The 25,980-nt window shown below is 62.8% G+C and carries 25 protein-coding genes, 1 pseudogene and 1 riboswitch; of the genes and pseudogenes, 14 read left to right on the top strand and 12 right to left on the bottom strand.

The window, feature by feature from the left end; genetic code table 11:
* The first annotated feature begins 34 nt into the window (after positions 1-34).
* Positions 35-1,056 (top strand): annotated as a pseudogene (locus ACS4RS_RS15575) (LLM class flavin-dependent oxidoreductase).
* 24 nt (positions 1,057-1,080) lie between these two features.
* Here the strand turns inward: ACS4RS_RS15575 and ACS4RS_RS15570 are convergent.
* A complete protein-coding gene (locus tag ACS4RS_RS15570; protein ID WP_449313718.1) occupies positions 1,081-1,905 on the bottom strand; it encodes an AraC family transcriptional regulator in 825 nt (274 codons plus the stop codon).
* A gap of 97 nt (positions 1,906-2,002) precedes the next feature.
* On the opposite strand from ACS4RS_RS15570, the gene ACS4RS_RS15565 reads away from it, so the two are divergent.
* Together ACS4RS_RS15565 and ACS4RS_RS15560 are read left to right on the top strand one after the other, a co-directional pair.
* Positions 2,003-2,926 carry a phytanoyl-CoA dioxygenase family protein gene (locus tag ACS4RS_RS15565; RefSeq protein ID WP_439010255.1) on the top strand — a complete coding sequence of 308 codons (924 nt, stop codon included), beginning with the start codon at positions 2,003-2,005 and terminating at the stop codon, positions 2,924-2,926.
* Positions 2,927-3,055: 129 nt separating this feature from the next.
* A complete protein-coding gene (locus tag ACS4RS_RS15560; protein WP_439010256.1) occupies positions 3,056-3,979 on the top strand; it encodes a LysR substrate-binding domain-containing protein in 924 nt (307 codons plus the stop codon).
* Here the strand turns inward: ACS4RS_RS15560 and ACS4RS_RS15555 are convergent.
* From ACS4RS_RS15555 to ACS4RS_RS15545, 3 genes are all read right to left on the bottom strand, one after another.
* Positions 3,968-5,233: an MFS transporter gene (locus ACS4RS_RS15555; RefSeq protein ID WP_449313717.1), complete on the bottom strand. Its 1,266-nt coding sequence runs from the start codon at positions 5,231-5,233 to the stop codon at positions 3,968-3,970. The two genes, ACS4RS_RS15560 and ACS4RS_RS15555, sit on opposite strands and share 12 nt — an antisense overlap.
* Positions 5,230-5,880: a helix-turn-helix domain-containing protein gene (locus tag ACS4RS_RS15550; protein ID WP_439010257.1), complete on the bottom strand. Its 651-nt coding sequence runs from the start codon at positions 5,878-5,880 to the stop codon at positions 5,230-5,232. Before ACS4RS_RS15550 ends, ACS4RS_RS15555 begins: the two co-directional genes overlap by 4 nt.
* A gap of 72 nt (positions 5,881-5,952) precedes the next feature.
* On the bottom strand, positions 5,953-7,065 hold the full coding sequence (locus ACS4RS_RS15545) for an adenylate/guanylate cyclase domain-containing protein (protein WP_439010258.1): 1,113 nt from the start codon (positions 7,063-7,065) through the stop codon (positions 5,953-5,955).
* A 194-nt stretch (positions 7,066-7,259) separates the two neighbouring features.
* Here ACS4RS_RS15545 and ACS4RS_RS15540 point away from each other — a divergent pair, with 194 nt between their 5' ends.
* Positions 7,260-7,484, top strand: coding sequence for a hypothetical protein (locus tag ACS4RS_RS15540; RefSeq protein WP_003593606.1), 225 nt, complete (start codon positions 7,260-7,262; stop codon positions 7,482-7,484).
* Between the two features lie 186 nt (positions 7,485-7,670).
* On the opposite strand, the gene ACS4RS_RS15535 is transcribed toward ACS4RS_RS15540, so the two are convergent.
* Complete coding sequence (locus ACS4RS_RS15535; RefSeq protein ID WP_439010259.1) at positions 7,671-7,991, bottom strand: GCG_CRPN prefix-to-repeats domain-containing protein; 321 nt, start codon at positions 7,989-7,991, stop codon at positions 7,671-7,673.
* Between the two features lie 183 nt (positions 7,992-8,174).
* Positions 8,175-8,621 (bottom strand): SRPBCC family protein, encoded by a 447-nt coding sequence (locus tag ACS4RS_RS15530; RefSeq protein WP_003593603.1) that lies wholly within the window; start codon positions 8,619-8,621, stop codon positions 8,175-8,177.
* 228 nt (positions 8,622-8,849) lie between these two features.
* A riboswitch (FMN riboswitch) is annotated at positions 8,850-8,993 on the top strand.
* Positions 8,994-9,071: 78 nt separating this feature from the next.
* Between ACS4RS_RS15530 and ACS4RS_RS15525 the strand changes: the two genes are divergently transcribed.
* Both ACS4RS_RS15525 and ACS4RS_RS15520 read left to right on the top strand, forming a co-directional pair.
* The gene (locus ACS4RS_RS15525; RefSeq protein ID WP_012558171.1) at positions 9,072-9,506 is read left to right on the top strand and encodes a 6,7-dimethyl-8-ribityllumazine synthase; all 435 of its coding nucleotides are present in this window, start codon (positions 9,072-9,074) and stop codon (positions 9,504-9,506) included.
* A gap of 161 nt (positions 9,507-9,667) precedes the next feature.
* On the top strand, positions 9,668-10,357 hold the full coding sequence (locus tag ACS4RS_RS15520; protein ID WP_449313716.1) for a VOC family protein: 690 nt from the start codon (positions 9,668-9,670) through the stop codon (positions 10,355-10,357).
* A gap of 190 nt (positions 10,358-10,547) precedes the next feature.
* Here ACS4RS_RS15520 and ACS4RS_RS15515 read toward each other — a convergent pair whose 3' ends face one another.
* The gene (locus tag ACS4RS_RS15515) at positions 10,548-11,324 is read right to left on the bottom strand and encodes a DUF1194 domain-containing protein (RefSeq protein ID WP_439010260.1); all 777 of its coding nucleotides are present in this window, start codon (positions 11,322-11,324) and stop codon (positions 10,548-10,550) included.
* Between the two features lie 108 nt (positions 11,325-11,432).
* A complete protein-coding gene (locus tag ACS4RS_RS15510) occupies positions 11,433-12,335 on the bottom strand; it encodes a LysR substrate-binding domain-containing protein (RefSeq protein ID WP_439010261.1) in 903 nt (300 codons plus the stop codon).
* A gap of 193 nt (positions 12,336-12,528) precedes the next feature.
* Here ACS4RS_RS15510 and ACS4RS_RS15505 point away from each other — a divergent pair, with 193 nt between their 5' ends.
* Positions 12,529-13,254: an SDR family oxidoreductase gene (locus ACS4RS_RS15505; RefSeq protein WP_439010262.1), complete on the top strand. Its 726-nt coding sequence runs from the start codon at positions 12,529-12,531 to the stop codon at positions 13,252-13,254.
* On the top strand, positions 13,248-13,736 hold the full coding sequence (locus ACS4RS_RS15500) for a RidA family protein (protein ID WP_439010263.1): 489 nt from the start codon (positions 13,248-13,250) through the stop codon (positions 13,734-13,736). The genes ACS4RS_RS15505 and ACS4RS_RS15500 overlap by 7 nt, the downstream gene beginning before the upstream one ends.
* Positions 13,737-13,833: 97 nt before the next feature.
* On the opposite strand, the gene ACS4RS_RS15495 is transcribed toward ACS4RS_RS15500, so the two are convergent.
* Positions 13,834-14,373: a Pycsar system effector family protein gene (locus ACS4RS_RS15495; protein WP_003593591.1), complete on the bottom strand. Its 540-nt coding sequence runs from the start codon at positions 14,371-14,373 to the stop codon at positions 13,834-13,836.
* A 127-nt stretch (positions 14,374-14,500) separates the two neighbouring features.
* Here ACS4RS_RS15495 and ACS4RS_RS15490 point away from each other — a divergent pair, with 127 nt between their 5' ends.
* Both ACS4RS_RS15490 and ACS4RS_RS15485 read left to right on the top strand, forming a co-directional pair.
* Positions 14,501-18,259 carry a FecR domain-containing protein gene (locus tag ACS4RS_RS15490; RefSeq protein WP_439010264.1) on the top strand — a complete coding sequence of 1,253 codons (3,759 nt, stop codon included), beginning with the start codon at positions 14,501-14,503 and terminating at the stop codon, positions 18,257-18,259.
* On the top strand, positions 18,259-20,232 hold the full coding sequence (locus ACS4RS_RS15485; protein WP_439010265.1) for a CHASE2 domain-containing protein: 1,974 nt from the start codon (positions 18,259-18,261) through the stop codon (positions 20,230-20,232). The genes ACS4RS_RS15490 and ACS4RS_RS15485 overlap by 1 nt, the downstream gene beginning before the upstream one ends.
* Positions 20,233-20,327: 95 nt before the next feature.
* On the opposite strand, the gene ACS4RS_RS15480 is transcribed toward ACS4RS_RS15485, so the two are convergent.
* Positions 20,328-20,909 (bottom strand): TetR family transcriptional regulator C-terminal domain-containing protein, encoded by a 582-nt coding sequence (locus tag ACS4RS_RS15480; protein WP_439010266.1) that lies wholly within the window; start codon positions 20,907-20,909, stop codon positions 20,328-20,330.
* A gap of 139 nt (positions 20,910-21,048) precedes the next feature.
* Here ACS4RS_RS15480 and ACS4RS_RS15475 point away from each other — a divergent pair, with 139 nt between their 5' ends.
* Positions 21,049-21,606, top strand: a complete 558-nt coding sequence (locus tag ACS4RS_RS15475; RefSeq protein ID WP_439010267.1) for a DUF308 domain-containing protein — start codon at positions 21,049-21,051, stop codon at positions 21,604-21,606.
* 171 nt (positions 21,607-21,777) lie between these two features.
* On the top strand, positions 21,778-22,758 hold the full coding sequence (locus tag ACS4RS_RS15470; protein WP_439010268.1) for an NAD-dependent epimerase/dehydratase family protein: 981 nt from the start codon (positions 21,778-21,780) through the stop codon (positions 22,756-22,758).
* A gap of 219 nt (positions 22,759-22,977) precedes the next feature.
* Here the strand turns inward: ACS4RS_RS15470 and ACS4RS_RS15465 are convergent, their stop codons facing one another.
* Positions 22,978-23,730: a nucleotidyltransferase domain-containing protein gene (locus ACS4RS_RS15465; protein ID WP_439010269.1), complete on the bottom strand. Its 753-nt coding sequence runs from the start codon at positions 23,728-23,730 to the stop codon at positions 22,978-22,980.
* A 278-nt stretch (positions 23,731-24,008) separates the two neighbouring features.
* Between ACS4RS_RS15465 and ACS4RS_RS15460 the strand changes: the two genes are divergently transcribed.
* Positions 24,009-24,704: a fumarylacetoacetate hydrolase family protein gene (locus ACS4RS_RS15460; RefSeq protein WP_439010270.1), complete on the top strand. Its 696-nt coding sequence runs from the start codon at positions 24,009-24,011 to the stop codon at positions 24,702-24,704.
* A 10-nt stretch (positions 24,705-24,714) separates the two neighbouring features.
* Positions 24,715-25,245 (top strand): DapH/DapD/GlmU-related protein, encoded by a 531-nt coding sequence (locus ACS4RS_RS15455; RefSeq protein WP_439010271.1) that lies wholly within the window; start codon positions 24,715-24,717, stop codon positions 25,243-25,245.
* 101 nt (positions 25,246-25,346) lie between these two features.
* On the opposite strand, the gene ACS4RS_RS15450 is transcribed toward ACS4RS_RS15455, so the two are convergent.
* Entirely contained in the window at positions 25,347-25,748 is a 402-nt protein-coding gene (locus ACS4RS_RS15450) for a hypothetical protein (RefSeq protein WP_439010272.1), read from the bottom strand.
* Positions 25,749-25,980 lie beyond the last annotated feature (232 nt).

The raw sequence follows: 25,980 nt of genomic DNA, 5'->3' as shown, positions 1-25,980 counted from the left end.
CCACAGGCGCAACAGCTCAGGGTGCGACATCAACATGAAGAAGATCGGTTTCCTCTCGTTTGGGCACTGGACGCCCTCGCCTCAATCGCAGACGCGCTCGGCAGCCGATGCGCTGCTGCAGTCTATCGACCTTGCCATGGCGGCCGAAGAGCTCGGTGCTGACGGGGCGTATTTTCGTGTGCATCATTTCGCCCGCCAGCTCGCCGCCCCTTCCCGCTACTATCGGCCGTCGGCGCGAGAACCAGCCGGATCGAGATCGGCACCGCCGTCATCGACATGCGCTACGAGAACCCGCTCTATATGGCCGAGGATGCGGGTGCCGCCGACCTCATCGCCGGCGGCCGGCTGCAGCTCGGCATCAGCCGCGGTTCGCCCGAGCAGGTGATCGATGGCTGGCGTCATTTCGGCTATGCGCCATCGGAAGGTCAGGACGAGGCCGAGATGGCCCGCCGCCACGCCGAAGTCTTTCTTGAGGCCCTTCGTGGCGAAGGTTTTGCCAAGCCCAACCCACGGCCGATGTTTCCGAACCCGCCCGGCCTCCTGCGTCTCGAGCCGCATTCCGAGGGGCTGCGCGAGCGGATCTGGTGGGGCGCAAGCTCCAATGCCACCGCTGTCTGGGCGGCGAAACTCGGCATGAACCTGCAGAGTTCGACGCTGAAGGATGACGAAACGGGAGAGCCGTTCCACGTCCAGCAGGCCGATCAGATCCGCGCTTACCGTGAGGCCTGGAAGGCGGCCGGCCACGCGCGCCAGCCGCGCGTCTCGGTCAGCCGCAGCATCTTCGCACTGGTCGACGATCGCGACCGCGCCTATTTTGGCTATGGCAACGACGAAGACGACAAGATCGGTTTCATCGACGAGAAGACCCGGGCGATCTTCGGCCGCAGCTATGCCGCCGAGCCCGACATTCTGATCAGGCAGCTTGCCGAAGACCAGGCGATCGCCGAGGCCGACACGCTGCTGCTCACTGTCCCCAACCAGCTCGGCGTCGCCTACAATGCCCATGTCATCGAGGCAATTCTGACCCACGTCGCCCCGGCGCTTGGCTGGCGCTGACGCTCCGGGCAAAGCACCGGGCGCTCACATTCGCCTGTATCTGGCGCGGAATTCGCGAGGACTGCAGCCCTCGCGCTCGTGGAAGGCCCGTGAAAAATAAAATGGGTCATCCAGACCGATCATGGCGGCAACCGTCTCGATTTTTTCGTCGGTGGTTGCCAACAGCTGTTTGGCATGGTCCATGCGCGCCCGAAGCTGAAATGCCTTGGGCGGCAGTCCCGTTTCAAGCGTGAACCGCCGGCGCAATGTTGCCGGAGACAACCCGTGCTCGGCGGCAAAGGCGGCAAGGTCGAGCGGTTGCATCGCCCGCCGCCGTAGCGTTTCCACGATCACGGCCATGTCGGGCTTTTCCTGGCGTCGATCTGCCGCTCCAATTGCCTGTCTGGCGGCTGATATGACGATGCGGTGCAGCATCAATGCCGCCGACGCCTGTCCCAAGTGGGTATCGTCAAGCAGATCGGCGTGGAGCGTCCCGAAGAGCCGCGCCACGTCATCGAGGCGATGCAAGGCCACGATGGGATGCCGCTCGGCAATGATCCTCAGCCGGACGAAGTCCCGCGTAAAGGATCCTTCGAAAAGCGCCCAGCGCTCGTCCCAGCCGTCTTCGTCGGGAGCGTAGGAATGCGCGCGGTTGGGAAACAGCCAGAACAGGGCAGGCCCGGTCAGGCTGAGGCGGCCGCTGGCGGCGGTCTCCAGCCAGCCCTGCCCGCGCTCCACCAGCACGACGGCGAAACTCGGAAGTTTCCGGTCGGTCACCGCGTGGCGTGCATGCTGCCTGCCGCTTCCGGTGACCGCCAATCCGCCGGCCGCGCCAAGCGGCGTCCTGTAAATGGCCTCGGCCTCTCTCATGATGAGCGAAAAGTCCAGCTGCCAATTTCCTCTATGTCGGTTAGTCCTGCAGATCAGATAATTAAAGGCAACTCAATTCAAGCTGGGGAAGGCTGAAATGTCGATTGCTGCTGAAGCCATGCAGGCCCGAACACCGGAATTTCCCCTTGCCGCCCATAGCAAAACCTTGGCTGCGGAGCGGATCGGCTGGCTCACGCCGACCGATCCCGCCATCGGCGTCGACGCCATCCGCCGCCGCTACCAGAACGACGGCTATGTCTGGCTGAAAGGTCTTCTGCCGCGGGCCGATGTCATTGATTTCCGTGGCTGGGTGTTCGAACGCCTCGCGGTGACAGGACTGGTCGAGCCCGGCAGCGATTTTTCGCAAGGGATTGCGTCGGCAGCCAGCTTCGACTGGAGCCTGGCAGACCGGCGGCTGATGTCGCTTGTCCGCTCCGCCGCCTATGAAGGTTTTTGCGCGCAGCCGCCGCTCACCCGCTTCATGGATGATTTCCTGCAGGGCATCTCCTATCTGCACAAGCGGAAGATCATGCGTTTCACCAAGCCGGGAACGCCGACGGCCACACCCGCTCACTACGATCTCGTCTATCTCCGCGGCGGCACCAGTCGCCTGGTGACGGCCTGGATCCCGATCGGCGATATCCCTGCCGAGATGGGCGGCCTCGTCTACCTCGAAGGTTCGCACGCGCTTGGAGTCAAGATGGAAGCGAAGTTCCAGGCCGCAAGCGGCGATCTTTCGCCTGAAGAGCGGATCAGCGCCTATAACAGCCACATGACGGAAGGCGGCTGGGTGTCGAAGGATCTTCCCGATATGGCGGAGCGCTTCGACACCCGCTGGCTCGCCGCCGATTATGAGGCCGGCGACGTTGTGCTCCACTCGCCCTACATGATCCACGCCTCGACCACCAACCAGGACAGCAGCCGGCGGCTGCGCCTCTCCACCGACATCAGATATCAGAATGTCGACGACGAGATCGACGCCCGATGGAACAACCATTGGAGCCTCGGCGATATGCTGTAGCCCGGCTTCAGCACCCCAGCAGCGAAGCGTCGGGACCTTACTGCCGCCGTGAGCGTTGATGGTCCAAGCCTTGAATCGGTTGCATGACTGACCGACTTATGGCTGGGACCGAACCGCTCGAGTTGCCTGATGCCGCGCACGAACCTGAACGATATCCTGATCTTCATGGCCGTCGTCAATGCCGGAAGTTTTATCGCCGGCGGCCAGGCCATGGGCCTTTCCCGCTCGGCGGCGGGAAAGGCCGTCATCCGGCTGGAAGACCGGCTCGGCGCACGTCTGCTCAACCGCACGACGAGAACGCTGAGCCTGACCGATGAAGGGCGGGTATTCTACGAGCGCGGCCTGCAGATCCTTGCATCGGTCGACGAGGCGGAAGCGAGTCTGGGAGGCCAGAGCGGCATGCCGCGCGGCCTTCTCAGACTGACTGTACCCGATGCCTTCGGCCGGCTCGTCGTGCTGCCCCTGCTGGAAAAATATCTTCGGGCCTGGCCCGACATCCAGGTCGAGGTGAGCTTTACCGATCACCTCGCCGACATCATCGAGGACGGCTTCGATCTGGCGATCCGGATCGGCGCCGCGGCGTCGGATACGCGGCTGGTCTCGCGGGTGATCGCCACCTACAAGACGCGCCTCTGCGCCTCGCCGTCCTATCTCGCCGCGAACGGCGAGCCACGCGAAATCGACGATCTCGCAGCCCACGACTGCCTGATTTTCGCCAACCGCAATCAAAGGCAAGGCTGGCGTTTTCGCGGCAAGGGCGGTGCCTGGATCAAGGCGCAGGGGCGCAGCCGCCTGAGGCTCGACAACGGCGAGGCGATCCGCGACGCTGCCCTGGCGGGATTGGGCATCGCGCTCCTGCCCGATTTTCTCATCGCCGGCGATCTCGCCGCCGGGCGTCTCCGGCAGGTCCTGCCCGACCTGGAAGCCGATGACGCCAAGATCGTCACGCTCTATCCCGACAAGCGCCTGCTGGAACCGCGCATCCACCGTTTTGTCGATCTGATGGTCGAGGCGTTGGAGCACGATAGATCGGACGCGCGCTCATCGCCTTGATACGGAAGCGCCGGCATCGGCAACCGCCCTGTCGAGACCGCGGAAACTTTTCAGGGCAAGAGGAAAGAGAGTGGCGACGAGATAGGCAAACCCGGTGAGCAACAGCGCCGCGGCAAGACCGATCGTGCTGACCAGCGCGCCGCCGACAAGGCCGCCGAAGGGAATGAGGGCGAAGCAGAGGGCGGTGTTCATTGCGATGACTCGACCGGTCAGCCGCTTGGGGATGCGCTCGAAGATAACAGCCGACAGGATAGGGTTGAGGAAGCCCGAGGCGAATCCTCCGATGGCCAGGGTCGTAAAGACAAGGCCGAGCGGCGCATCCATCGCAACAACGAGAAAACGCGGAAAGCCGGTCAACAGGAACGCCACGGTATAGACCATCAGGCGCGGCATCCGCTCGCCGATTGCTGCGGCAATCGCCGCACCTGCGATCGACGCGCCGGTGAATGCCGCAAACATCGCTCCCAGCAGTTCCGGGCCGTGGCCGGAATCACGTGTCCAGACAGGCAGCAGCACCGCATGATAAGCCTGGTCCAGCAGATTGGTGATCGCCACCATGACGACGATGCTGACGAGCACCGCATCGCCGCGCAGAAAGCGCCAGCCTTCACGGAGATCGTCGAGATAAGAAGCCCTCTCGGCCGGTCGAGCGCCGGGCGCGCCGGATAGCTCCGGCGTGCGCCGCATGCCGGGGATGCCGACGGCGACGATCAGCGCGGCGGCGGCGAAGGTGGCGGCATTGACGAGGAGCGCCTGGCCCGAGCCGATCAGGCCGATCAGCGCGCCGGCGCCGGCCGCACCCGCCGTCGAGGCAAGCCGCTCGATGGCGCTGGCGACGCCGGTCACCCGTTCGAGCGGCACATTCGCGAGCCTGGCGATATCGGGAACCATCGCCTGCTTGGCGGCGTCGGAAGGCCCACGCAACACGCCCATGGCAAAGACGACAGGCAGCAGCACCGGCATGCCGAGCAGGCCGAAAAAGTCGAGCAGCGGCACCAGCCCGACCACGGCAACCGAGGCGGTATCGCAGATGATGGCGATACGCTTGGCGCCGACGCGGTCGATCAGCGGCCCGCCGAGCGCCTTGGCAACGACATAGGGCAGCATCTCCAGCATCGCCGTGACGCCGGTCAGGACAGGACTGCCCGTCGTGCTCAGCACCAGCCAGGGAATAGCGATGGTCGACAGCCGCGTGCCGGAAAGCGAACATGTCTCGGCTGCGGCGAGCGCCAGGAAAGGCCTGGCCCTCCTCACCGCTCCTCCTCCCCTTCGCGATGCGGAAGGCGGCCCGGATAGGGGAAGGCGTGCAGCATGACATAAAAAGGAACCATGTCGGAATTCCGAGACGCCGCCTCGCCCAGCGGCGGGGCCGCCCGCATCGCTTCCAGGATGATGTCGGTCAGCCGTTTCGTCAGAGCCTCGGCCTGATCAGCCGTCATCGGAATAATGATGTCATCGGCAGCCGTCGCCTTGCGCCACTCCGTCGGCAGTTCGGCATATTCCTCCAGCGCCTGCTGCATCTGGCCGACCTGCAGCGAGAGTGCCGCCTGGTTGAATGCGAGGTCGAGATCGAGCGCCTCCCCCTCGGCTTCGCTCGGCGGCACCGAGGTCAGCTCATGGCTGGCGCGCCACCAACGGTCGCGTCGTGAGGCATGCGGCGCCTCCTCGATGAAGCCATATTGGGCAAGCTGGCGCAGATGATAGCTCGTCGCACCGCTGTTCAAGCCCAGCCGCGCGGCAAGCTGCGTCGCCGTGGCAGGCCCATCGATCCTCAGCATGCCGAGCATGCGCAGCCGGACGGGATGGGCCAGCGCCTTCAGCGCGGTCGGTTCGGGCACGACGCGGCTGACGGTGCGGGAGGCGACGGCATCTGCGGAAGATTTAGGCTGCGGATGTTTCATGCTTCAAGCATATATTTGCAAACATATCTTTGCAAATATTTCTTTGCAAAAGTGATGCGCCTGCCCGCAGGCTCAATCTTCCCGCAGGGTGAAGACCGCGCAGGGGTCGGCGATGCCGCGCAGGGTGTGCTCTCCGAGCGGCATCAAGGGCGTCGCCGTGTTGGCCGCCACCGCGCCGGAAACCAGTACAGTTCGGCCGAGCGGCTTGCAGAGCCCTTCCAGCCGGCTGACCAGATTGACCGCGGGGCCGATTGCGGTAAAGTCCAGCCGGTCGGCCGCGCCGATATTGCCCCACAGGATCTCGCCGAAATGCAGCGCCGCGCCGAACGGCAACGGCGCCAGCCCTTGCGCCTGGCGCACTTGGTCGAGATGAACCATGCCGGCGCGGCTGGCGGCGACTGCCCGCAATGCGGCCTCGCAGGCCTCGCGGTCTCCTTCGATTGCTCCGCCGGAAGCCGCCGTCACCGGAAAGATCGCCAGCACGCCGTCACCGATGAATTTCAGCACCTCGCCGCCGAAGGCGTGCACGGCGCCTGCGACGCGGTCGAAATAGGCGTCCAGAGCGGTGATCATCTGGTGAGGTTCGGTCACCTCGGAAAGCGCGGTAAAATCGCGGAGATCGGCGCAAAGAAGAGCAGCGCGGATGGTCTCACCGGTGCCGCGGGCTAGCGCGCCGGCCTGCACCCGGGCCGCACTGCGCCGACCGAGATAGGCTTCGAGGAGCGCGGCCCGCGCCTCCCGCGCAGCAAGTGCGGCAAGCGGCGCAGCGGCAAAACGCGCGACCTCGCGCAGCAGGCTGATCGCGGCCGGGCCGATTGCGCTGCCCCCTTCCCCGTTGGCAACCCCCGCCCAGCCGAGCAGCGGGCCGTCCGATGCCTGATCATCCTGTGCAGGCCCGATCCTCGTCTCCCACACCGGCCCGAGCCCGGCCAGCCACTCGCGCCCGGCTTCGCTTTGCGGAGTGGCGGCAAAGGCCAACGCCTCGATGACGGCCCCGGTTTCAGCCCGCCACAGCCAAGTGCGCCGCGCGATGATCGGATGCGGCACCGATAGCGTCAGCGCGCCGCCCGACAGCGGCAGGCCTTCAGCCAAAAGCCGGCGCCCGAGCTCGGCCAGAAACCGTTCGGGACCGGGCGCGGCACCGGCCTCGTCAACCAGCCAGGCAAGGGGAGAGGGCAGATCCATGCTGCAACATGACACCGCCCCGGGACGTCCGCAAGGATGCCTTCTGGAGCCTGTCGACACCTTGAGCCATTCCTGCGCAGACAATTCCTGTCGCGAATCTTCCATCACGGGGAAAAGCGAAAAATAACGCTTTAAACTTGCGCCGTTTTGATTTCATTATGCGGCCGTTCGTCATCGTGTGATTGAGGGGTACGATGGGCACGATATTCTGGCCGAAAGATCCGCTGGATGGGAATGACATGACGCTGCTGACGTCGATCCTTCGGCGGTGGTGCGAAAGGTATCAGGTCGAGCTGACGGCGGAGGAAAGCAGCCGCAAGGCAAAGGAACTCGTCGAATGGTTCGAATTCGGCGTCAAGGATCCCATCGAACTCGCGGAACTGATCGACGACAAGCACTGGCTCGTCAGCAGGATCTGACCCAGGGGCTGCGGAAATTTCATAGGAAAAGGCCGGGCGAAACTTCGCACCGGCCCTCGTTAACTTGCCTCTAAAGCGCGTCGCGATCTTTCAGATTCACTCCTTGCGCTTTAGGTCTTTGTTTTCCGCATGTCGTTGCCGCAAAACCGCTGCACACTTTTGCGCGACATGCTTTAACCAAGGCCTTTAGTGGTCATCCCGCCAGCGACGGTCACGATCCCAGCGCCGCTCATGGCCCCAGCGCGGTCCGTCCCAATCGCGGTGGCGTCGCTCCCAGCCCCAACGCGGCGGGCCACCGTAAAATGCCACCGGCGGCGGGCGTCGCCAATTCGGCCGGCATTCGCCCCAGCGGGTCAGATGCCAGCCGCGGCCGCACGCATAGTCGACCTTCGTGACATCGCTTGTGACTTTGCTCTGGACATTGATTGTCCCCATCGGCATCGCCTCAGCCGTACCGATCGAGAGGCTGCCAGCGAGCAAGGCAGCCGCGATAGAAAGTGCCTTCATCGAAAACTCCATTTCATCCAGCCGCCCTGACCTTATGGCCGCCAAATTGAACTGGAGATGAACTGCACGTTCATGTTTAGACGAGAAAAACGGGCGTTTTCGGACGCCCGATCGGGGTGTCGCCGCACCGCTTTTCCCGCGGCGTCAAGCGCTTGCGGGCGCCCGCTGCCCGTAAAAAATCGTTCATGTTCTGCCGTGAAAACTGTCCGGACCGGGATCGCGCCCGGCGGCGACCTCGGTCAGTCGTCCGAGGTAATGCGCCCAGCCTTCCGCATGGCCGGCGCATTGATCGGCGCTCGGCAGGCCGCTATGGGTCAGTCGCAGCAGCGTTCCGCCTCCTTGCTCGATCAGGTCGATCTCGACCAGACTGGACCCCGGCGGCACCACCTCGCTGCCGTCCCAGCCGAAGCTATAGGCAAGGCGATGAACCGGCACCACCTCGCGAAACGAACCGCGCGCAAACCGAGCGCCGGTGACGTTGACGAGATAGAGCCCGCCCGGCTGCGGCTCGACCTGAGCCTCAGTTCCCATCCAGCGCAGAATCTTTTCCGGGTCGGTCATCAGCGCAAACACCGCGGCCGGCGGCGCCGCGATATGCGCCTCGCGGTGAACGACGAGGGGATCTTGCATGTCTCTCTCCCATGGCTGTCATGGCTGGCCCTCGCCTCAGGCGGGATCAGCGTGTCATGCTGTGTAGATTGGGTGTCCTCATCGGAAGCATGTAGGCAAACGTGTACGTTCAGCAAGGGCGGTCGGGGCGTCATCCTCATATTGCGGGCACAGGTAGCCGCTGCTCCTTGCACATTGCAGAAAGCATTTCGTCCTATTGCCAACCCGCCGCCTTGCCCCTATTGTCCCCGCCGTTCTCAGGGCGGGGTGAAAGTCCCTACCGGCGGTATGCAGTTTCGATTGCGAGCCCGCGAGCGCCTTCTTAAGGAAGGGTCAGCAGATCAGGTGAGATGCCTGAGCCGACGGTCATAGTCCGGATGAAAGAGAACGTGCGTTCCTGCCGCCCTTGCGGCTGTCGGGGACGTTCGTGATCGCCTTGGGTGATGTGTCTGTTCGCCAAAGGAGATTGCCATGACACCCACCCGCTACGCCTTTATCAAAGCCAGCTGGCACGCCGACATCGTCGACCGCGCCCTTGACGGCTTCTACCAGCTCGTGCCGCCCGAGCAGGTCGATGTGTTCGATGTTCCCGGCGCCTTCGAAATGCCGCTGCTTTCACGCGATCTCGCCGCAACCGGGCGCTATGCCGCCGTGGTTGCCGCCGCTTTCGTCGTCGACGGCGGAATTTACCGCCATGAATTTGTCGCCCAGGCCGTGGTCGACGGGCTGATGCGCGCCGGCATGGATACCGGCGTGCCGGTCCTGTCGGTTTCGCTGACGCCGCACCAATATCAGGAAACCGACCACCACAAGCAGATCTACCGGGCACACTTCGTCGAGAAAGGGCGGGAGGCCGCAAAAGCCGCGCTGACCATCGGCAAGACACGCGCCGCACTTGCCGCGTAGCAAGGCTGATCCTCGAACCGAGGCGGCGGGACCGATCCCGCCGTTTTCATTAGGTCAATTCCGACAGAATAATTGATTCGACGCCCTCGCCGCGCTGTGGTCCACTCGACCCCGACATGTATCGCCATTCTTAACGCATCCAGAACTCCAAGGAGCTGAAGATGAGCAATGCAATGCGCAGTGAACCCCCTATCGAAAATCCAAAAACACGGCCGGTCGACACCAAGCTCGAAGTGGTCGTCATCCCCGTTTCCGACGTCGACCGCGCCAAACGTTTTTACGACGGCTTGGGCTGGCGGCTGGACGCCGACTTCGCCAATGATGCCGATTTCCGGGTGATCCAGTTTACCCCGCCCGGCTCCGGCTGCGCGATCATTTTCGGCAAGAACATCACCGCGGCCGCACCCGGCTCCGCCCAGGGGCTCTACCTCATCGTCTCCGACATCGAGGCCGCCCGCCGCGATCTCATCGCCCGCGGCGTCGAGGTCAGCGACGTGTTCCATGACGCTGCCGGGGTCTATGCCGGCAAGGACGAACCCTATCTCTTCGGACGGCTGAGGCTTGCCGGCCGTGATCCCGATCACCGCAGCTATCGCTCCTTCGCCTCCTTCAAGGATCCCGACGGCAACGGCTGGCTGTTCCAGGAAGTCACTCAGCGCTTGCCCGGACGCATCGACGCCGACGAGACGGCCTTTGCGACCTCGAGCGACCTTGCATCAGCGCTTCGCCGCGCGGCCACCGCCCACGGCGAGCACGAAAAACGCAACGGCGGCAAACACGACGAGAACTGGCCGGACTGGTACGCCGAATACATGGTCAGCGAACGGGCCGGCAGGGAGCTGCCGCTGTAGATGGCGGTAGCGGACGCAGACGCTCGTCGCGTCTGTGTTCCCTCTCAATAATAGTGCAGTCCGCTCGCCTTTCGCTTGCCGCTCAAGGCGAGGCGAAGGACAATGGAGGACGTGCCGTGTGGCCCCCTCACGTCACGTCTTTCATTGTCTCTCGCTTCACCCCGAGCGAAAGCGCCGGCAAGCCACCCCCTCACCGATCGAAAAAATCCCGCCACTGCTTTTCTCCAACCATGCAGTCTGTCGCCGGCCCAGCCCCGACAATTCTCTGCACCGTTGCCAGCGGGGAAAGGCCGCTGATCTCCAGCACCAGCTTGCGGCGCACGGCAACGGCGAAATCCTCGACCTTGTGGACCGGCAGCACGAAGGCGCCAGGGCCGCCGATCACACAGTCGGCATAATATGTGTCGAGCCCATTGGGGGCATCGGAGGGCCGCAGCATGATGGCAAGGCCGTTGATGATCATGCCGGCTTCGACCGCCTTGTCGCGCGCCGGTATAACCGGATTGCCGGAGTTGTTCGGGCCGTCGCCGGAGACGTCGATCACCTCCCGCCTGCCCTGAAACGGGCTGGTGATGATCATGCTGGCGCCCTGGCCAATCGCCGTGGATATCGAAGTGCGCCGTCGCGTGGCGATCGGCCGGGCTTCGATCTTGCCGGCAAAGGCGATCGCGTCCCCTTCCGTCTCGATCACCTGCCAGTCGATCACCGAATCCTGGACGACATAGCCTGCCCATTCGAAATAGCTGATGGCAATGCGACCGGTCAGGCCGCCCTTCACCGCATCCAGGAATTCCTTATGCTTGAGCGCCTCGACATAGCCCTCGCGCTGAATGCCGATCTCTTCGAAATCCATCGACCGCGAGGTGTCGACGGCAAGCACGAGGCTGACGTCGACCTCGTTTGTTCCCGCCTGCGCTGCCGGGACGAGGCCGGAAAGACCCATGAGCACCGCAACTGTCGTCAGCATCGGCAAATCCCCGCGCCATCCAAGCCAGCGAACTCTAACACAGCTTGATCGACCAGGGACGCCGGCCCGCGGGCGCGGCTTCAATTTTCGGTGAAGGCATTGGGTGCCTCAATGCAAGGGAAGCCACAAGGGGGTCTTCCACGCCTTCAGCGCCTCAAGAAAGATCTGCAGGCGCAAGGGCAGGAAGCGGCGTGTCGGATAGACCGCATGCACGAATATCTCCTCGGACGACCAGTCCGGCAACAGGCGGATGAGCTCACCTCTTCCGATCTGATCGTCGCAATAGGTGGAAGGCAGCAGGCCGATGCCGTGTCCGCGATAGGTGAAGGCGCTCACCGCCTCGAAATCCCGGCTCGATACCTGCCCCGACACCTGCTGGCGGATCGATTTGCGACCGCTGACGAGATGCCATTCCGCTTCGCCGTTGCGGCCGTTCAGCAGCACGCACTGGTGATCCTTCAGGTCTTCGGGCTTTGAGGGAAGCGCCCTGCCCTTCATATAGTCCGGCGCGGCGACCAGATAGCGCACGCTCTTTCCGAGCCGCTGCGCGACGATCGAGGAATCCTTGAGCTCGCCGAAGCGGATGCCGAGATCGATATTCTCGGCGATCAGATCGAGGAACAGGTTGGTGACGAAGAGATCGATCCGGATTTCGGGATAGGTCTTCAGGAACGCCGAAACGAATTCGTAGAAAACCTCCTGCCCGAAGATGACGGGCACGGAGATCTTCAGCAAGCCTTGCGGTTTTCTCTGCGTTTCCGTCAGTGCCTGCTCGGCGTCGATAAGATGGGCGAGCGGCTCGCTGCACTGATCGAAATAGGCGCTGCCCTGCGCGGTCAGGCTGAGCTTGCGGGTCGTGCGCTGCAGCAGCGTCACGCCGAGTTGCTCCTCCAGCGACGTCACCTTGCGGCTGACGGTCGAGACCGGCATGCCGAGAGAATGGGCGGCGCGGCTGAAGCTGCCATACCGCGCCACCGTCACGAAAACCGCGATGTCGTTCAGGTCCGCCATGCCGCGATTTTTGCATAGATGCAAAAGAGAATCCAGATATTTCCATCTAATCGAGGAATGGAGATTTCGCCATATTCACCTTGCGAAAACAATCACAACCCGATGGAGGCGCATTCGCAGCCGCCCCATCTCGAGCGACCCGGCCTTCGCAAGCGCAAGCCCTCCGTTGCCCGACCGAATTATGGAGTTCAACATGACTACCGCAAAGACTGTCATCGTCACGGGCGCCTCCCAGGGTATCGGAGCCGGGCTCGTCAACGGCTTCATCGAGCGCGGCTATAATGTCGTCGCCACCTCGCGCCAGGTCAGCGCCTCGGATGCCTTGCTGGCTTCGGAAAGACTGGCGCTCGTCGACGGTGACATCGGCGATGCCGAAACCGCGGCGCGGATCGCACAGACCGCGATCGACCGGTTCGGCTCGATCGATGCCCTCGTCAACAATGCCGGCATTTTCTTCAGCAAACCGTTCGTCGATTACACCATAACCGACTTCCGCAAGCTGTCCTCGACCAACCTCGAAGGCTTCATCCACCTGACCCAGCTGGTCGTCCGGCAGATGCTCGCCCAGAAGTCCGGCGGCAGCATCGTCAGCATCACCACCCCGCTGATCGACCATCCGATCGCCGGTTTCTCGGCTTCGGTCGCCATGATGACCAAGGGAGGCATCGACGCGATCTCCAAGAACCTGGCGATGGAATATGCAAGCGAGGGAATCCGCGTCAACACGGTGGCTCCCGGTGTCGTCGATACGCCATTGCACAAGGACAATCCGAAGGACTTCCTCAGCACGCTGTCGCCAATGGCTGGCATTTCCAATGTTGGGGAAGTCGTCGATGCGGTCGTCTATCTGACCGAAGCTCCGCGCGTAACCGGGGAGGTGCTGCACGTCGACGGCGGCGCACATCTGGGCAAATGGTAAATCACCCGCAAGCACAGGCAGCCGGCGCAGAACGGCGGCTGCACGAACTCGGCATCACCCTTCCCCCGCCGCCGACACCGCTGGGGGCCTATGTCGAGGCGGTCAGATCAGGCAAGCTGGTCTTCTTCAGCGGCATGTTGCCGGTTATCAACCGCGAGCCGCGCTATGTCGGCCGCGTCGGTGGCGCACTGACGGTCGAAGACGGTCGGAAGGCCGCCGAAACGGCGACACTCAGCGCACTTGCAGCCGCAAAGGACTATCTCGGCTCGCTGGACAGGGTCGCAAAGGTCGTCAAGCTCGGCGTCTATATCGCCACCGAAGGCGATTTCCGCGACCATCCGAAGGTCGCGGACGGAGCGTCGGAAATGCTGCTCCAGGTCTTCGGCGAGGAAAAGCTCTCCGGCCGCGTCGTGCTCGGCGTCGCCAGCCTCCCGCTCGGCGTGCCGATCGAGCTTGAGCTGATCGTTGAGGTCGAGGATTAAAAACGGTCGGGCGCGCTTCGGCGCGCCCGTCTTCATGGTTTCGCTGGCGCTAACGCCGGCCTCAGCCGGCTGAAAAGCTCAAAGCAGCACCCACGCCTCACACCGCCACCAACAGCAGCACATAGGCAATCACGCTCACCATCAAGCCACGAAACGCAAAGGTCACGCAGCGATATTTGCTGCGGGCGATGGCGGACAGGATATTGGCGTTTTCGAGATATTGGTCGAAGAGATAGCGTTCGTCGCGCCTGATTGCCGCGTCGAAGAACAGCTCGCGGTGGTTCTGCCAAGCGCCCCAGAACAGCGAGGTCGAGCTATCCAAACGGCGAGGCAGGACGACGAGGATCGCCGACAGGATGGAGAAGACCGAGGCTGCGGCAAGCAGGCCCGAAAACAGCATGCTGCCTGACGTGCCGGTGATATAACGCGCCGGGCTGAAGACCGCCCTCACCTCGCTGGAACTCACCAGGAAGGCCAGCATAAATGTGAAGATATAGGCGGCCTTCTGATCGGATATCTTGACCTGATCGTAAAATATATCATTGATTTTCTTGATATGGTCGAAATACTCGACGCCGATATCCGCGCTCGTCGGCTGGCTTAGCATAACCTCAGTTGCAGTTTCGAATTCGCTCACGTGAATACTCCATCCCCAAGTGTTTCCCTGATATTACACTTGACGGCGAAAGCAAGAACACGTGTGCAATGCGCTTGACTTTTCCACTCTACACGGACAAACGGGAAGTGGGGATGGGGTCTGGGTCATGCGGGGTTATTCCAAGAACATCTGTCGCGCGGGGATGGCGCTTTCGCTTGCTTTGCCCGGTTTCGCGCCGTCGGCAATGGCCGAGCCGGTACAGCGTGCAACACCGGTCGCCGGTTCCGTCATCGCCCGCAAGACCGGCGAAGAGGTTCGCTTCATCGACGTGTCGACTTGGCGTGTCGTCGATATCAATCAGGATCTCCTGACCGGCGACGTGCTGCGCACCAACGCCAACGGCCAGCTCGCCATCGTCTTTTCCGATCACACCCAGGTTCGCCTCGGCCGCAATTCATCGCTGCAGGTCAAGAAGATGGCGGCAAGCGGCGACACGACACTGGAGCTGCAATCGGGAACGATTTGGGCGCGCGCCGAGCGCGGCGGCCAAGGCCTGACGGTCGAAACCCCTGCAGCCGCAGCCGCCATCCGCGGCACCGATTGGACGATGACCGTCGAGGGCAGCAAAACCTCGATGATCGTGCTCGAAGGCCGCGTGGCGCTTAGCAACCCGCAGGGCAGCGTCGAGGTGAACGAGGGCGAAGGGGCGGTCGCCACCATCGGCCAAGCACCGCGCAAGCTGGTGATCGTCACGCCCGACGACCGCGAGCAGATGCTGTTCTATCTGAACCTTCGCGACGGCTTCGGCCTGATGCCGACTTCGCCGCTGCCGGCAGGCCGCATGGCCGACGAGCGCCGCCGGCTGCTGGCCTTGCCGCCGGAACGTCGCACCACCGAGGACTGGTTGGAGCTTGCCGAAGTGCAGAGCGCCTTCGACGGCCGGCAGGTCGCCGCAGAGACGCTTCAGGAGGTTCGCCGGCGCAAGCTGACGACCCTCCAGAAGGCGCGCGTCGACTTGATCGATGCTACGATCGCCGGTTCTGAAAAACGCTACGACGAAGCCGCAAGGCTGTTTGCGGCGGCATTGCCACATCTCGATCCGGCCCGCCGGAACATGGCGCAATATGGCGGCTATTTCGCCCGCTCGCTTGCCGACCCAGCCCATGTCGAAAAGCCGCCATCATCGGCTGTCGGCCCCTATGGCGCGATCATGCAGGCCTATACGGCGGGTTTCCTCAAAAATCCCCGCGCCTCCGTCGATCTGATCAAGGATGCGGAAAAGCGTTATCCGGATGATCCCACCCTTCCTGCGATCCGCGCCCAGCTGGCGCAGCTGATCGATGACCGCGCCCAGATGCAGGAGGCGGTAAACCGCGCGCTCGCGCTCGATCCCAACCATCCGATCGCCCTTGCCGCACGCGCCTCCTACAAGGCGAGCTACGAAAGCGATATCAACGGGGCGCTCGCCGATCTGAACCGTGCCATCGAACTTGCGCCGGGAGCTTCGGGATCGTTGAACTCGATGGGCCTGCTGCAGAGCGCCCGCGATGCCAATCGCGAGGCCGAGGCCGCCTTCCTGAGGGCGATCGCCCTCGATCCGCAGGATCCCGTCCCCCACGCCAATCTTGCCATCCTCTATCTCGACCAATCGCGCATGAAGGAGGCCAAGCGCGAGATCGATGCGGCGCTCGCCGCCGATCCCTCCTTCGACATCGCCCTCCTCGCCCGCGGCCGCTATTACCTGCAGACCGGCGAGCGCGACAAGGCGCTGGAGGACCTGCTGGCCGCCAGCACCGCCAATCCCGCCCATTCGCAATCGCAGCTGATGCTCGCCGCAGCCCATTACGAAAAGGGCGACCGCATCCCCTCCGAGCAGGCGGTCGACAATGCCGACAGGCTCGATAAGAACGATCCGGTCATCTCCTCCTTCCGCACCGCCGTCGATATCGACGATTACGACGCCGACGGCGCGATCCGCAACGCGCAGGAATTTCTGCGCCGCTCGCGCGCCCGCGGCGGCGACTACAGCGCCCTTGGCGCCAATCAGGATGCCGGCTCGACGCTGAACAACGCTTTTCGCCTGCAGGGTCTGGATGCCTGGGGCCGCTATTACGGGGACGCGGTCTTCAGCCCCTTCGAAGGCAGCGGCTATATCGACCAGTCGATCAAGGGCAGCATCTTCCCTTACGTCAACGCAACGAGCTTCAGCGACGACAATGTCATCCAGAACCGTGGCAACGCATCGAGCTATTCAGCCTTCATTCAGGGCTTGCTGCTTGATCCGCACATGCTCTCCGGCCGCTCTCGGTCGGCAACGCTGCTGCGCACGCCGTTCATCGAAGGCTCGCTGGGCGGCGGCATCAACAGCGTCGACGGCCATACGAGGGGTATCGGCGAGGCTGAAATCCAGGGTTTCTCGAACGAGACGATCCCACTCAGCTTCTATGGCAACCTGACCTGGGAAGAACTGGCGCTCGATGGCGACTATCGCGATTTCGGCGGCTTCCAGACCGACAACAAGCTCGTCGGCGGCAATGGCTATCTGACGGCAACGGTGACGCCTGACGATCGCATGGTGGCCTATGTCAATCATGCCAAAAACGATGGAACGCTGAACGCACTGACGCAAGGCTCGTCACTGACCGACTTCCTCAACATCCTGGGCTTCGGGATTCCAACTGAAGTCTCTTCGGAATACAATTATCGGCGCATTGTCAGCGAAACAACCAATGCCGGCCTCGGCTGGAGCCATACCTTCGGCTACGAAAACATCTTGAACGGCGCCTTCCTCTATTCGGAAAGCAAGTCGCGGATGTCCACCTCTCTTCAGGTCGACGATGCGCCGGTTCTCGGCCTGCGCGATCCCGACATCATTCCATTCCTGGACGGGACCGAGGATCTGTCTTCAAAAACCTATATCGGCGCGCTCAGCCATTCCATCGGCAGCGGACCGCTGACGTGGCGGTACGGCATCGAAGGCGGCTGGATCGATGCCAGCACGACCACCTCTTCTCGCCTGCATGAACTCTTTCCGCGCGTCGTGATCATCCCAGAGACCACGACCGGCCCGGACACATTCAGCAACCGCGTCAATATCAGCCGCGCCTACATCGACGTGCTGCACGAGATCACGCCCGATCTCAAGGGCGAATACGCTCTCTTCGGCACGCATATGGAAGGCGACGGAGTCGACGTCAACCGCCTGGAACCACGTTTCGGCCTTGCCTGGACACCCGCCCAGAACCATTGGCTGCGCGCCGCCTTCATGCGCCAGAGCCTCGACACCGGCGTACCCACTCTTGCCCCGATCGGCGTCCTCGGATTGCAGGCCAACCAATATTCGATCGGCATCGAGGGTTATGCCGATACGGTGGCGCTGCAATGGGACGCCGAATGGACCGACCGGTTCTTCACCTCGGCCGAATACCAGCACCAGGAATTGCATGATTTCTCGATCGATTTTCCGCTGATCTCGCTTCCGGCGGCCGACAGCCTGCCGCTGTCGCGCGGCAGCATCGACCGTGCCGCCGTTACCGCAAACCTGGCGCTCGGTGCTGGTTTCGGCCTTTCCGCCACCTATGCCTATATGGAATCGGAGAACAAGGACCCGCTCGAGCCGAATTACGGCGGCTCCCTGCCCTTCATTCCCAAGAATTCCGGGCAGATCGCGCTGACTTGGGTCGACGAGGCCAAGGTCAAGGCAACGGTTGCCGCCAATTATGTCGGCGAGCGCGACGGCGACGATCTCGGCACCAAGCTCGACGATTACTGGACCCTCGACGCCCATCTGATCTGGGAACCACTGGACAAGCGCATCGCGCTCGAGGCCGCCGCCTATAACCTGCTCGACGAGGACTTCGAGATCACGCCGGGCGTTCCCGGCTGGGGTCGCGCCTTCAAGGGCACGCTCAAAGTCCGCTTCTGATGCCGGTGCGGGACAAGCCGCGGCAGGCGAGGCAAACCGGGAGCCGCCGTTTGAGGCTGCTGGTGCTGTCGCTCGCCGTGCTGATCGCCATTTCGCTGCTGTCGCGCCTGCCCGCCTGGTCATTGCTGGAGCTCAGAAGCTTCGACTATCTCTCGACCGTCGACGATCCCCGTCCGCCACCCGGCGGCCCTGTCATCGTTGCGATCGATGAGCCTTCGCTTTCCGATATCAATGCACAATGGCCTTGGCCGCGCAGCCTGCATGCCGAGCTTGTAAGCCAACTGCGCGCCGCCGGCGCCCGCGTCATCGGCCTCGACATCATCATGGCCGAACCCTCGAACCCCGACAATGACGCAGCGATCGCCAAGGCGGTCGGCCCGGATGTCGTGCTGGCCGGCGACGAAACGCTGATCGAGACACCGCAGGCCTCGCAACTGATCCGCGCCACGCCGCTGCCGCAACTGACGCAAGCCGGTGCCGTGACCGGCATCGCCTCGATCGATCTCAGCGGCGACGGCATGTTTCGTCGCATTCCGGGCTACGAGGACGGTTTTGCTGCCATGCTGATGAAAGCGGCATCGGGAGCAGCAAACGCAGACCTGCCGGCTGGCCGTCTCATCCAATCCTTTGGCCCGGCCCGCAGCTACCCCACGGTCTCCTATTACCAGGCGCTCGATCCCGAGAACTTGCTGCCGCCGGGTTATTTCAGGGACCGCGTCGTGCTCGTCGGCCTCAGCCTGCAGAATGCGCCAGAGATAGACAAGCGCGGTGTCGATGCCTTTGCGACACCCTATACGATCCACACCGGCAAACTCGTCTCCGGCGTCGAGATCCAAGCGACGATCTACGACAATATCCGCGCTGGCCTGTCGATCGCGGAAGCCCGGCTGCCGGCAGTTGCTGCCTGCATCCTGATATCGGTGCTCCTGGCCGCCACGACCGTCTGGCGCTCGACGGGATGGCTGACGATCGTGACCAGTGCAGCGGCCCTCCTCGCCTTCGCGACCGCCAGCTTTGCCGGCATCCGGCTTGCCCATGTCTTCGTCTCGCCGCTTGGCCCGACCGTCGCCTATATCTCGGTGGTCTTCGGCCAGGCCGCCTTCGATTATGCCGAGGAGCGCCGCAATAAGCGCCAGATCATCCGCGCCTTCGCCCAATATATTTCCCCCGACCTCGTCAGGCGCCTGTCGAACGACCCCTCGCAGCTGAAGCTCGGCGGCGAGCGGCGCACGCTCTCCGTACTGTTCTCCGATGTGCGCGGGTTCACCACCATCGCCGAGACGCTGAAGGACGATCCGGAGCAACTGACCGGCCTGATCAACCGGCTGCTGACGCCGCTCTCCGACGTGGTGATGGATCATGGCGGTACGATCGACAAATATATGGGCGACTGCATCATGGCCTTCTGGAACGCGCCGCTCGACGATCCCGACCACGCCCTGCATGCTGTGCGCGCCGCGCTTGCCATGCAGACAGCGATTTCGCGGCTGAACACCCAACTGGAGCGGGAGGCGGCAGCGCGTGGCGGCAAGCCGCATGTCCTGAAGATGGGCGTCGGCATCAACACCGGCGAATGCATCGTCGGCAATATGGGCTCGACCCGCCGCTTCGACTATTCCTGCCTTGGCGACAGCGTCAACCTCGCCTCCCGCCTCGAAGGCGCCTCGAAGAATTACGGTGTGGCACTGCTGCTCGGCGAAGAAACCGCAAGGCTGGTCGCCGAGACCTACATCGTCATCGAGCTCGACCGCATCATCGTCAAGGGCCGCACCGTGCCCTCGCCGGTCTACACTGTCGTGCACAAGGCCGATGCGAAAGCAATTGCCGCTCACCAGGCCTTCATCGAGGCCAAATATGGCGGCACGCTTGCCCCGTCCGATCCGGCCTTCGATAGACTGGCCGCCGATATCCCCGAGCTTGCCGCCTATTATGCCATCGTGCGGGATGCGCTGGTTGGTGATGGCGGGGAATAATCGCGCCGCGACAGTTCTGCGCGGATGCTCCTCTATGCCTTGGCGCACCCGCCTTGCCCTTCGAGGCCCCTCTCGGCGGCAACTCTCCTACTGCGTTATGCGACCCGCAGCCTCGCAATCTCAGGCCCCACGATTGCGATGAACAATCCGGGATCGCCGAGAGCCCTCGCCGAGAGCATAGCTCCGTGCACCGAGGCCATCAGCATCTGGGCCTGCTCTTCCGGCCGTTTGTCCAGTTGGAACAGGCGCTGCTCTACTCCGGCCTGCAGTACCGAGGTCAGCCATGCCGCGAGATTTCGGAAATGGGTGCGGACTCGTGATGCAACTTCGTTGGGCAGCATCTGCATTTCGCTGGCGAGCATCGCGCAGACGCAGAAAGGCTGCGAAGCGTTCTCGATGCATGAACGCCAGTAGTCGATGTAGAACCGCAGCTGATCGGCAGGGCTTGCGGCCTGCTCGCGCAGAGAATGCAAACCCGCCTCCGCCTGCTTGGTGTAACGATCGACCAGCACCGCGACCAGCTCGGCCTTGGCCGGAAAATGATGGTGGATACTCGCTTTCCTGATGCCGATCGCGTTGGAGATGTCGGCATAGCTGAAGCCGTTATAGCCGCCCGCCACGATGAGCGACTGGGCGATATCGAGGATCTTGTCCGAGGTCGAAGGCATTGATTTCATAGCGTCGCCTACCTTCTGGTAGGCAGATTGTCAAGCCCAGGAGCTTTCCTCTTCAGTCACAAGAAGGTGTCTGCCCGCCGCATTGACTTCAATCTTGGAAACTTCCTACTAGTAGGTAGGCAAAACAAGGAAACTGTCGATGCAAGTTCAATCTTTGAACCAGCCCAACTGGCTGCGATCCTATTATTTCACACGCGCCGCATTCTCGGTCGTCTGGATTGCCGCCGCCATTGCCTTCGCCGGGCAGCCGAGCGCCGCGGCCTTTCTGCTGGTGATCTATCCCTCGTGGGACGCGCTCGCCAATCTGGTCGACGCCCGAGCCAATGGCGGCCTGCAGGTCAATCCCTCGCAGACGTTGAATGTCGCGGTCAGCACGGTCACATCTCTCGCCGTCGTCGTCGCGCTCGGCGTGAGCTCCTATGCCGTCCTGGCCGTGTTCGGGGCTTGGGCAATCCTCTCGGGTCTGTTGCAGCTCTATACTGGTGTGAGGCGCTGGCGCACCGAGGGCGCCCAATGGGTAATGATCCTGAGCGGCGCGCAGTCTGCCCTTGCCGGCGGCTTCATGATCGGCCGCTCGCTTGGCGCCGCCCCGCCGACCATCCTCGATATCGTGCCTTATGCGGGCTTTGGCGCATTCTACTTCCTGCTCTCCTCGATCTGGCTTGTCGTCGCAGCCTATCGCAAGGCGCATGCATAGGGCAGTCAGGTCTTGCGGCGGCAAACCTGAAGCCTTTTGCCGCCGCAGGAGGCCAGAGTACGGCTTATTCCCGTGCTCTGCACCGTGCACGAGATTTGCGGAGACGATGACATTCTTTCGCGCTATGAAAGGCGGCAATACTTCCCGCCCATAGACCCTGAGGTCACTCCCATGGCTTTGAAAGTTCTTTTCATTGGCGGCACCGGCCAAATCTCCTATCCCTGCGTCGAGCGCGCCGTTGCTAAGGGCCATCAGGTCAGCGTCTACAATCGCGGCTTGAGAAATGCTGGTTTGCCCGCAGGGGTGACCTCGATCGTCGGCGAATTGGGATCGAGCGCCTATGCGGATCTCGCCAAGGGCAATTATGACGTGGTCTGCCAGTTCATCGCCTTCACGCCCGACCAGGTCGCCCGCGACATCGAGGTGTTTTCGGGCAATTGCGGCCAGTATATCTTCATCTCTTCCGCCTCGGTCTATGAAAAGCCGCCGCGCCACTACGTGATCACCGAGGAGACCCCGGCGATCAATCCCCACTGGCCCTATAGCCAGGCGAAGATCGCCTGCGAGGAACTGCTCAAACAGTCCGCAGATCTGGCCTGGACGATCGTCCGTCCCAGCCACACCGTTCGCACCGGCCTGCCGATCATGATGGGCGACAGCGATGTCATGGCAAGACGCATGCTGGATGGCGAGCCCATCATTGTGGCCGGCGACGGCCACACGCCCTGGACACTGACTCGCTCAATCGATTTCGCCGTGCCTTTCGTCGGCCTGTTCGGCAAGCAGGCGGCGCTGAACGAGATTTTCCACATCACCTCCGACCGTGCGCATATCTGGGACGACATCCAGAAGACGATCGCAAGGTTGCTTGGCGTCGACGCGAAGATCGTCCACGTGCCAACGGACACGCTGATCCGGTACAATCCTGAATGGGTCGGTCCGCTCTTAGGCGACAAGGCCTGGACGGCGATCTTCGACAATTCGAAGGTCAAGCGCGTGGCGGGCGACTTCACCTGCGCCGAGAGCCTCGATGAAATTCTCGCCGAGCCGATCATGCACCTCAAGCAGCGGCTTGCCAAAAGCCGTCCGCCGAAGGGTGAAGTCAATGCTCTGATCGACCGGATCTGCGCCGCTCAAAGCGCTCTCGGCTAGGGCAATCGGGGCATCCTCCAACGCTCTGATGGGTACGGCACTCTCCAACGTACCTCATCCTGAGGCGCGCAGGCCAACGGCCGGAGCCTCGAAGGACACGCCGCAACATCGCTCCTTGCACCCATCAACCACCAGAACACCCGCCTCGCCCTTCGAGGCCCCTGGCGGGGCACCTCAGGGTGAGGCTCTCATGGGCCTTACCGCTCTCCAGCAGCCTGATTATTCCACGCGCCGTGCCTCCAGCGGCGCCTCCTGCCTGAATCCTTCAAAATAGCGGCCGCCACGCAAGGCAAGCTCGCGATCGGCCAAAGCCAGCAATCGCGCGCCATCGCCCCCTGCCGCCAGCCTGAACGCCGCGTCGAATTCCGCCGCCAGTCGGGCATCGAGCTTGCTGATGAGACGCGGCGCCCACTTGCCGCGGCCGGCCCATTCGCCGCGTCCGAGCAGAATGAGATCGGCGAGCTTCTGGTAGAGTTGCGCGGCGATCGCCGCGATCTCTTCGGGCGGGCGCGTCCCGCGCAGATCGTCGGCAAGATCGGTGACCTGATAGCGCAGCATGTCGGAACGTGCGCCGGCAAGCGGTTTCGGCCCGGCCGCCAGCATTGCCGTCGCCCTTGCCTGCACGATGTAAGCGCGCTCGATATCCGGTCCGACCACGCGACCCGTGGCGACCATGTGGGCCATAACAGGGCAGCCGCTCTCGGTATCGGCATGGATATAATACGCCAGCGTCTCTTCATCGTGGACGAAGGCCTCGACCGGAAAGCCTTCATGGGTGAAGGATTCCCGCCAGGCTCGTTCCAGCGACGAAAACACGACGACGAGATCGATATCCGAAAACGCTGTGCCCTCGCCGCGCAGCAGCGAGCCGGTGGCGTAAGCGAAAGCGGCCCCGGCATAGCGGTTGGCGACGCAGCGATGGGCGGCGGCGACCGCCCGCTCCGCAAGAATGTGTTTCTGGATGTCGTCCACGATCTCGTCCTCGAATGGCGGCAGACGAGCGGATATGAAAAAACCCGCTCGTTTCCGGCGGGTTGGGTCTCAGCAGCAATGAACGGAATTCAGTTCACGCGTCTGCACCCACCGCCCGGGGCGGTGGTCGTAGACATCGTCGAAACTGCAAAAATCCCGGTCATGGCGGCGAGGATATCGCCCGGCGGCGGGAGCGTCAATGCACCGAGAATGCTTCCCCGGCGCGTTGTTTTCCGTCTAAGATGGCGCCAAGACTCGTCAAACAGGAAGAGCCGCCCATGCCCCACCCCGTCACCGTCATCCCGCGTCCCGCACCGGTTCTGCTGCCGGTGGACGGCAGCGATGAGCGATTTCCGGTGCGCCGCGTCTATTGCGTCGGGCGCAACTATGCCGACCATGCGATCGAGATGGGCCATGATCCCTCCCGCGAGCCGCCCTTCTTCTTCCAGAAGAATGCCGATAACCTGCTGCCGGCAGACAATGCTTTTCCTTATCCGCCGCTCTCGAACGATGTGCATTACGAGGTCGAATGCGTTCTGGCGCTGAAATCCGGCGGCGCGAATATCGAGGCCGGGCAAGCGCTCGACTGCATCTACGGCTATGCCGTCGGCATCGATTTCACCCGCCGCGATCTGCAGGGCGAGGCCAAGAAACTCGGCCGCCCCTGGGAAGTCGCCAAAGCCTTCGAACATTCGGCCCCTGTCTCGGCGATCGTGCCGGCCAGCCGCCTCGGCCACCCCGGCGAAGGGCGGATCTGGCTGGAGCAGAATGGCAAACGCGTCCAGGACGGCAATCTCAACCAGATGATCTGGAAGGTGCCGGAGATCATCGCCGAGTTGTCGAAGCTCTTCACTTTGGCGCCGGGCGATATCATCATGACCGGCACGCCCGCCGGCGTCGGCGCCGTTTCCAGAGGCGACCGCATCAGTTGCGGCATTGACGGCGTCGCCACCCTATCGGTCGACGTCGTCTGAGGAGAGAGCCATGCCCGTCTATGCGCTCGGCGGATCGACGCCGAAACTGCCCGCCGCCAGCCTTTACTGGATCGCACCGGACGCCAATATTATCGGCCAGGTCGAGCTCGGCGAGAATGTCGGCGTCTGGTTCGGCGCGGTGCTGCGCGGCGACAATGAGAAGATCACCGTCGGCGAAGGCACCAACATTCAGGAAGGCGTGATGGCCCATACCGACATGGGCTTCCCGCTGACCACGGGCAAAGGCTGCACCATCGGCCACCATGCCATCCTCCACGGCTGCATTCTGGGCGACAATGTGCTGATCGGCATGGGCGCCACCATCCTCAACGGCGCGAAGATCGGCAACAACTGCCTCGTCGGCGCCAATGCGCTGGTGACCGAAGGCAAGGAATTCCCCGACAACTCGCTGATCGTCGGAGCACCCGCCCGCGCCATTCGTCTGCTCGACGACGCCGCAGTCGAAGCCATCCGCCGCTCGGCGGAAAACTACATTGCCAACTGGCAACGCTTCGCCCGCGATCTCCAGCAGATCGGGTGATCAGGAAATTGAGAAGAAGTGGGGGCCAGCCCCGTCCTTCGAGGAATCCCTATGGGCGCCTCCGGCTGCCGGCTCCGGACTGATTGGGTTGAAAAATCGCCTTACTCGGCAGCCTCTAGAAACTGGCTGTTTCGCGAGGAAGAGGCAAGCGCCTGAACCCTGGCTTCCGCCTTGGCGATCAGCTCATAGAATTCGTCCTGCGCTTCGACATCCAGTTGAATGACGGCATTGACGTCATCGGGCGTATCGCAGACGCAGGCGACCGCCGAAATGGGACAGATGCCGCCGGGGTAACGCTTGCCGGTTCCGGTATAGGCGCGACGGCCCCAACGCTCGGAATAGACCGTTTCTTCCCGCTCGAGATGCAGGATCGTTCCCTTGCAGGCGGTTACAATAGCCGCCTTGCCGTAGGCGAACCAATGATAGTTCAGCCTCCGGAGAATATATTTGCCGGTGATGTCTTCGCCAGCCAGTTCGGCAGGGTTTTCAATCATTCTGATCATGAAGGCTTCCCTCAACGTTTGCAGAATATCCTTCATCTCTCTTTACGCAGCAAGTCAAAAAACGCTGCTTTTGGAAACACTTAGTCACAAAGTGTTTCCGATTCTTACATGAGGCACGCGTCAAGCACCGCATTGGGCACACAATTCTTCGTCGAATTTACCGCCATCTGCACCCGATTTGAGCGTCGTTCGAGGTGGTGCCAGGCACATTGGCGGCTGAACGACGACACGC

The organism is Rhizobium sp. F40D2 (genome assembly GCF_051810745.2).
Classification (GTDB): Bacteria; Pseudomonadota; Alphaproteobacteria; order Rhizobiales; family Rhizobiaceae; genus Rhizobium.
Note: the sequence above shows the minus strand (reverse complement) of the source record. Positions and strands in the feature narration are given on the sequence as shown.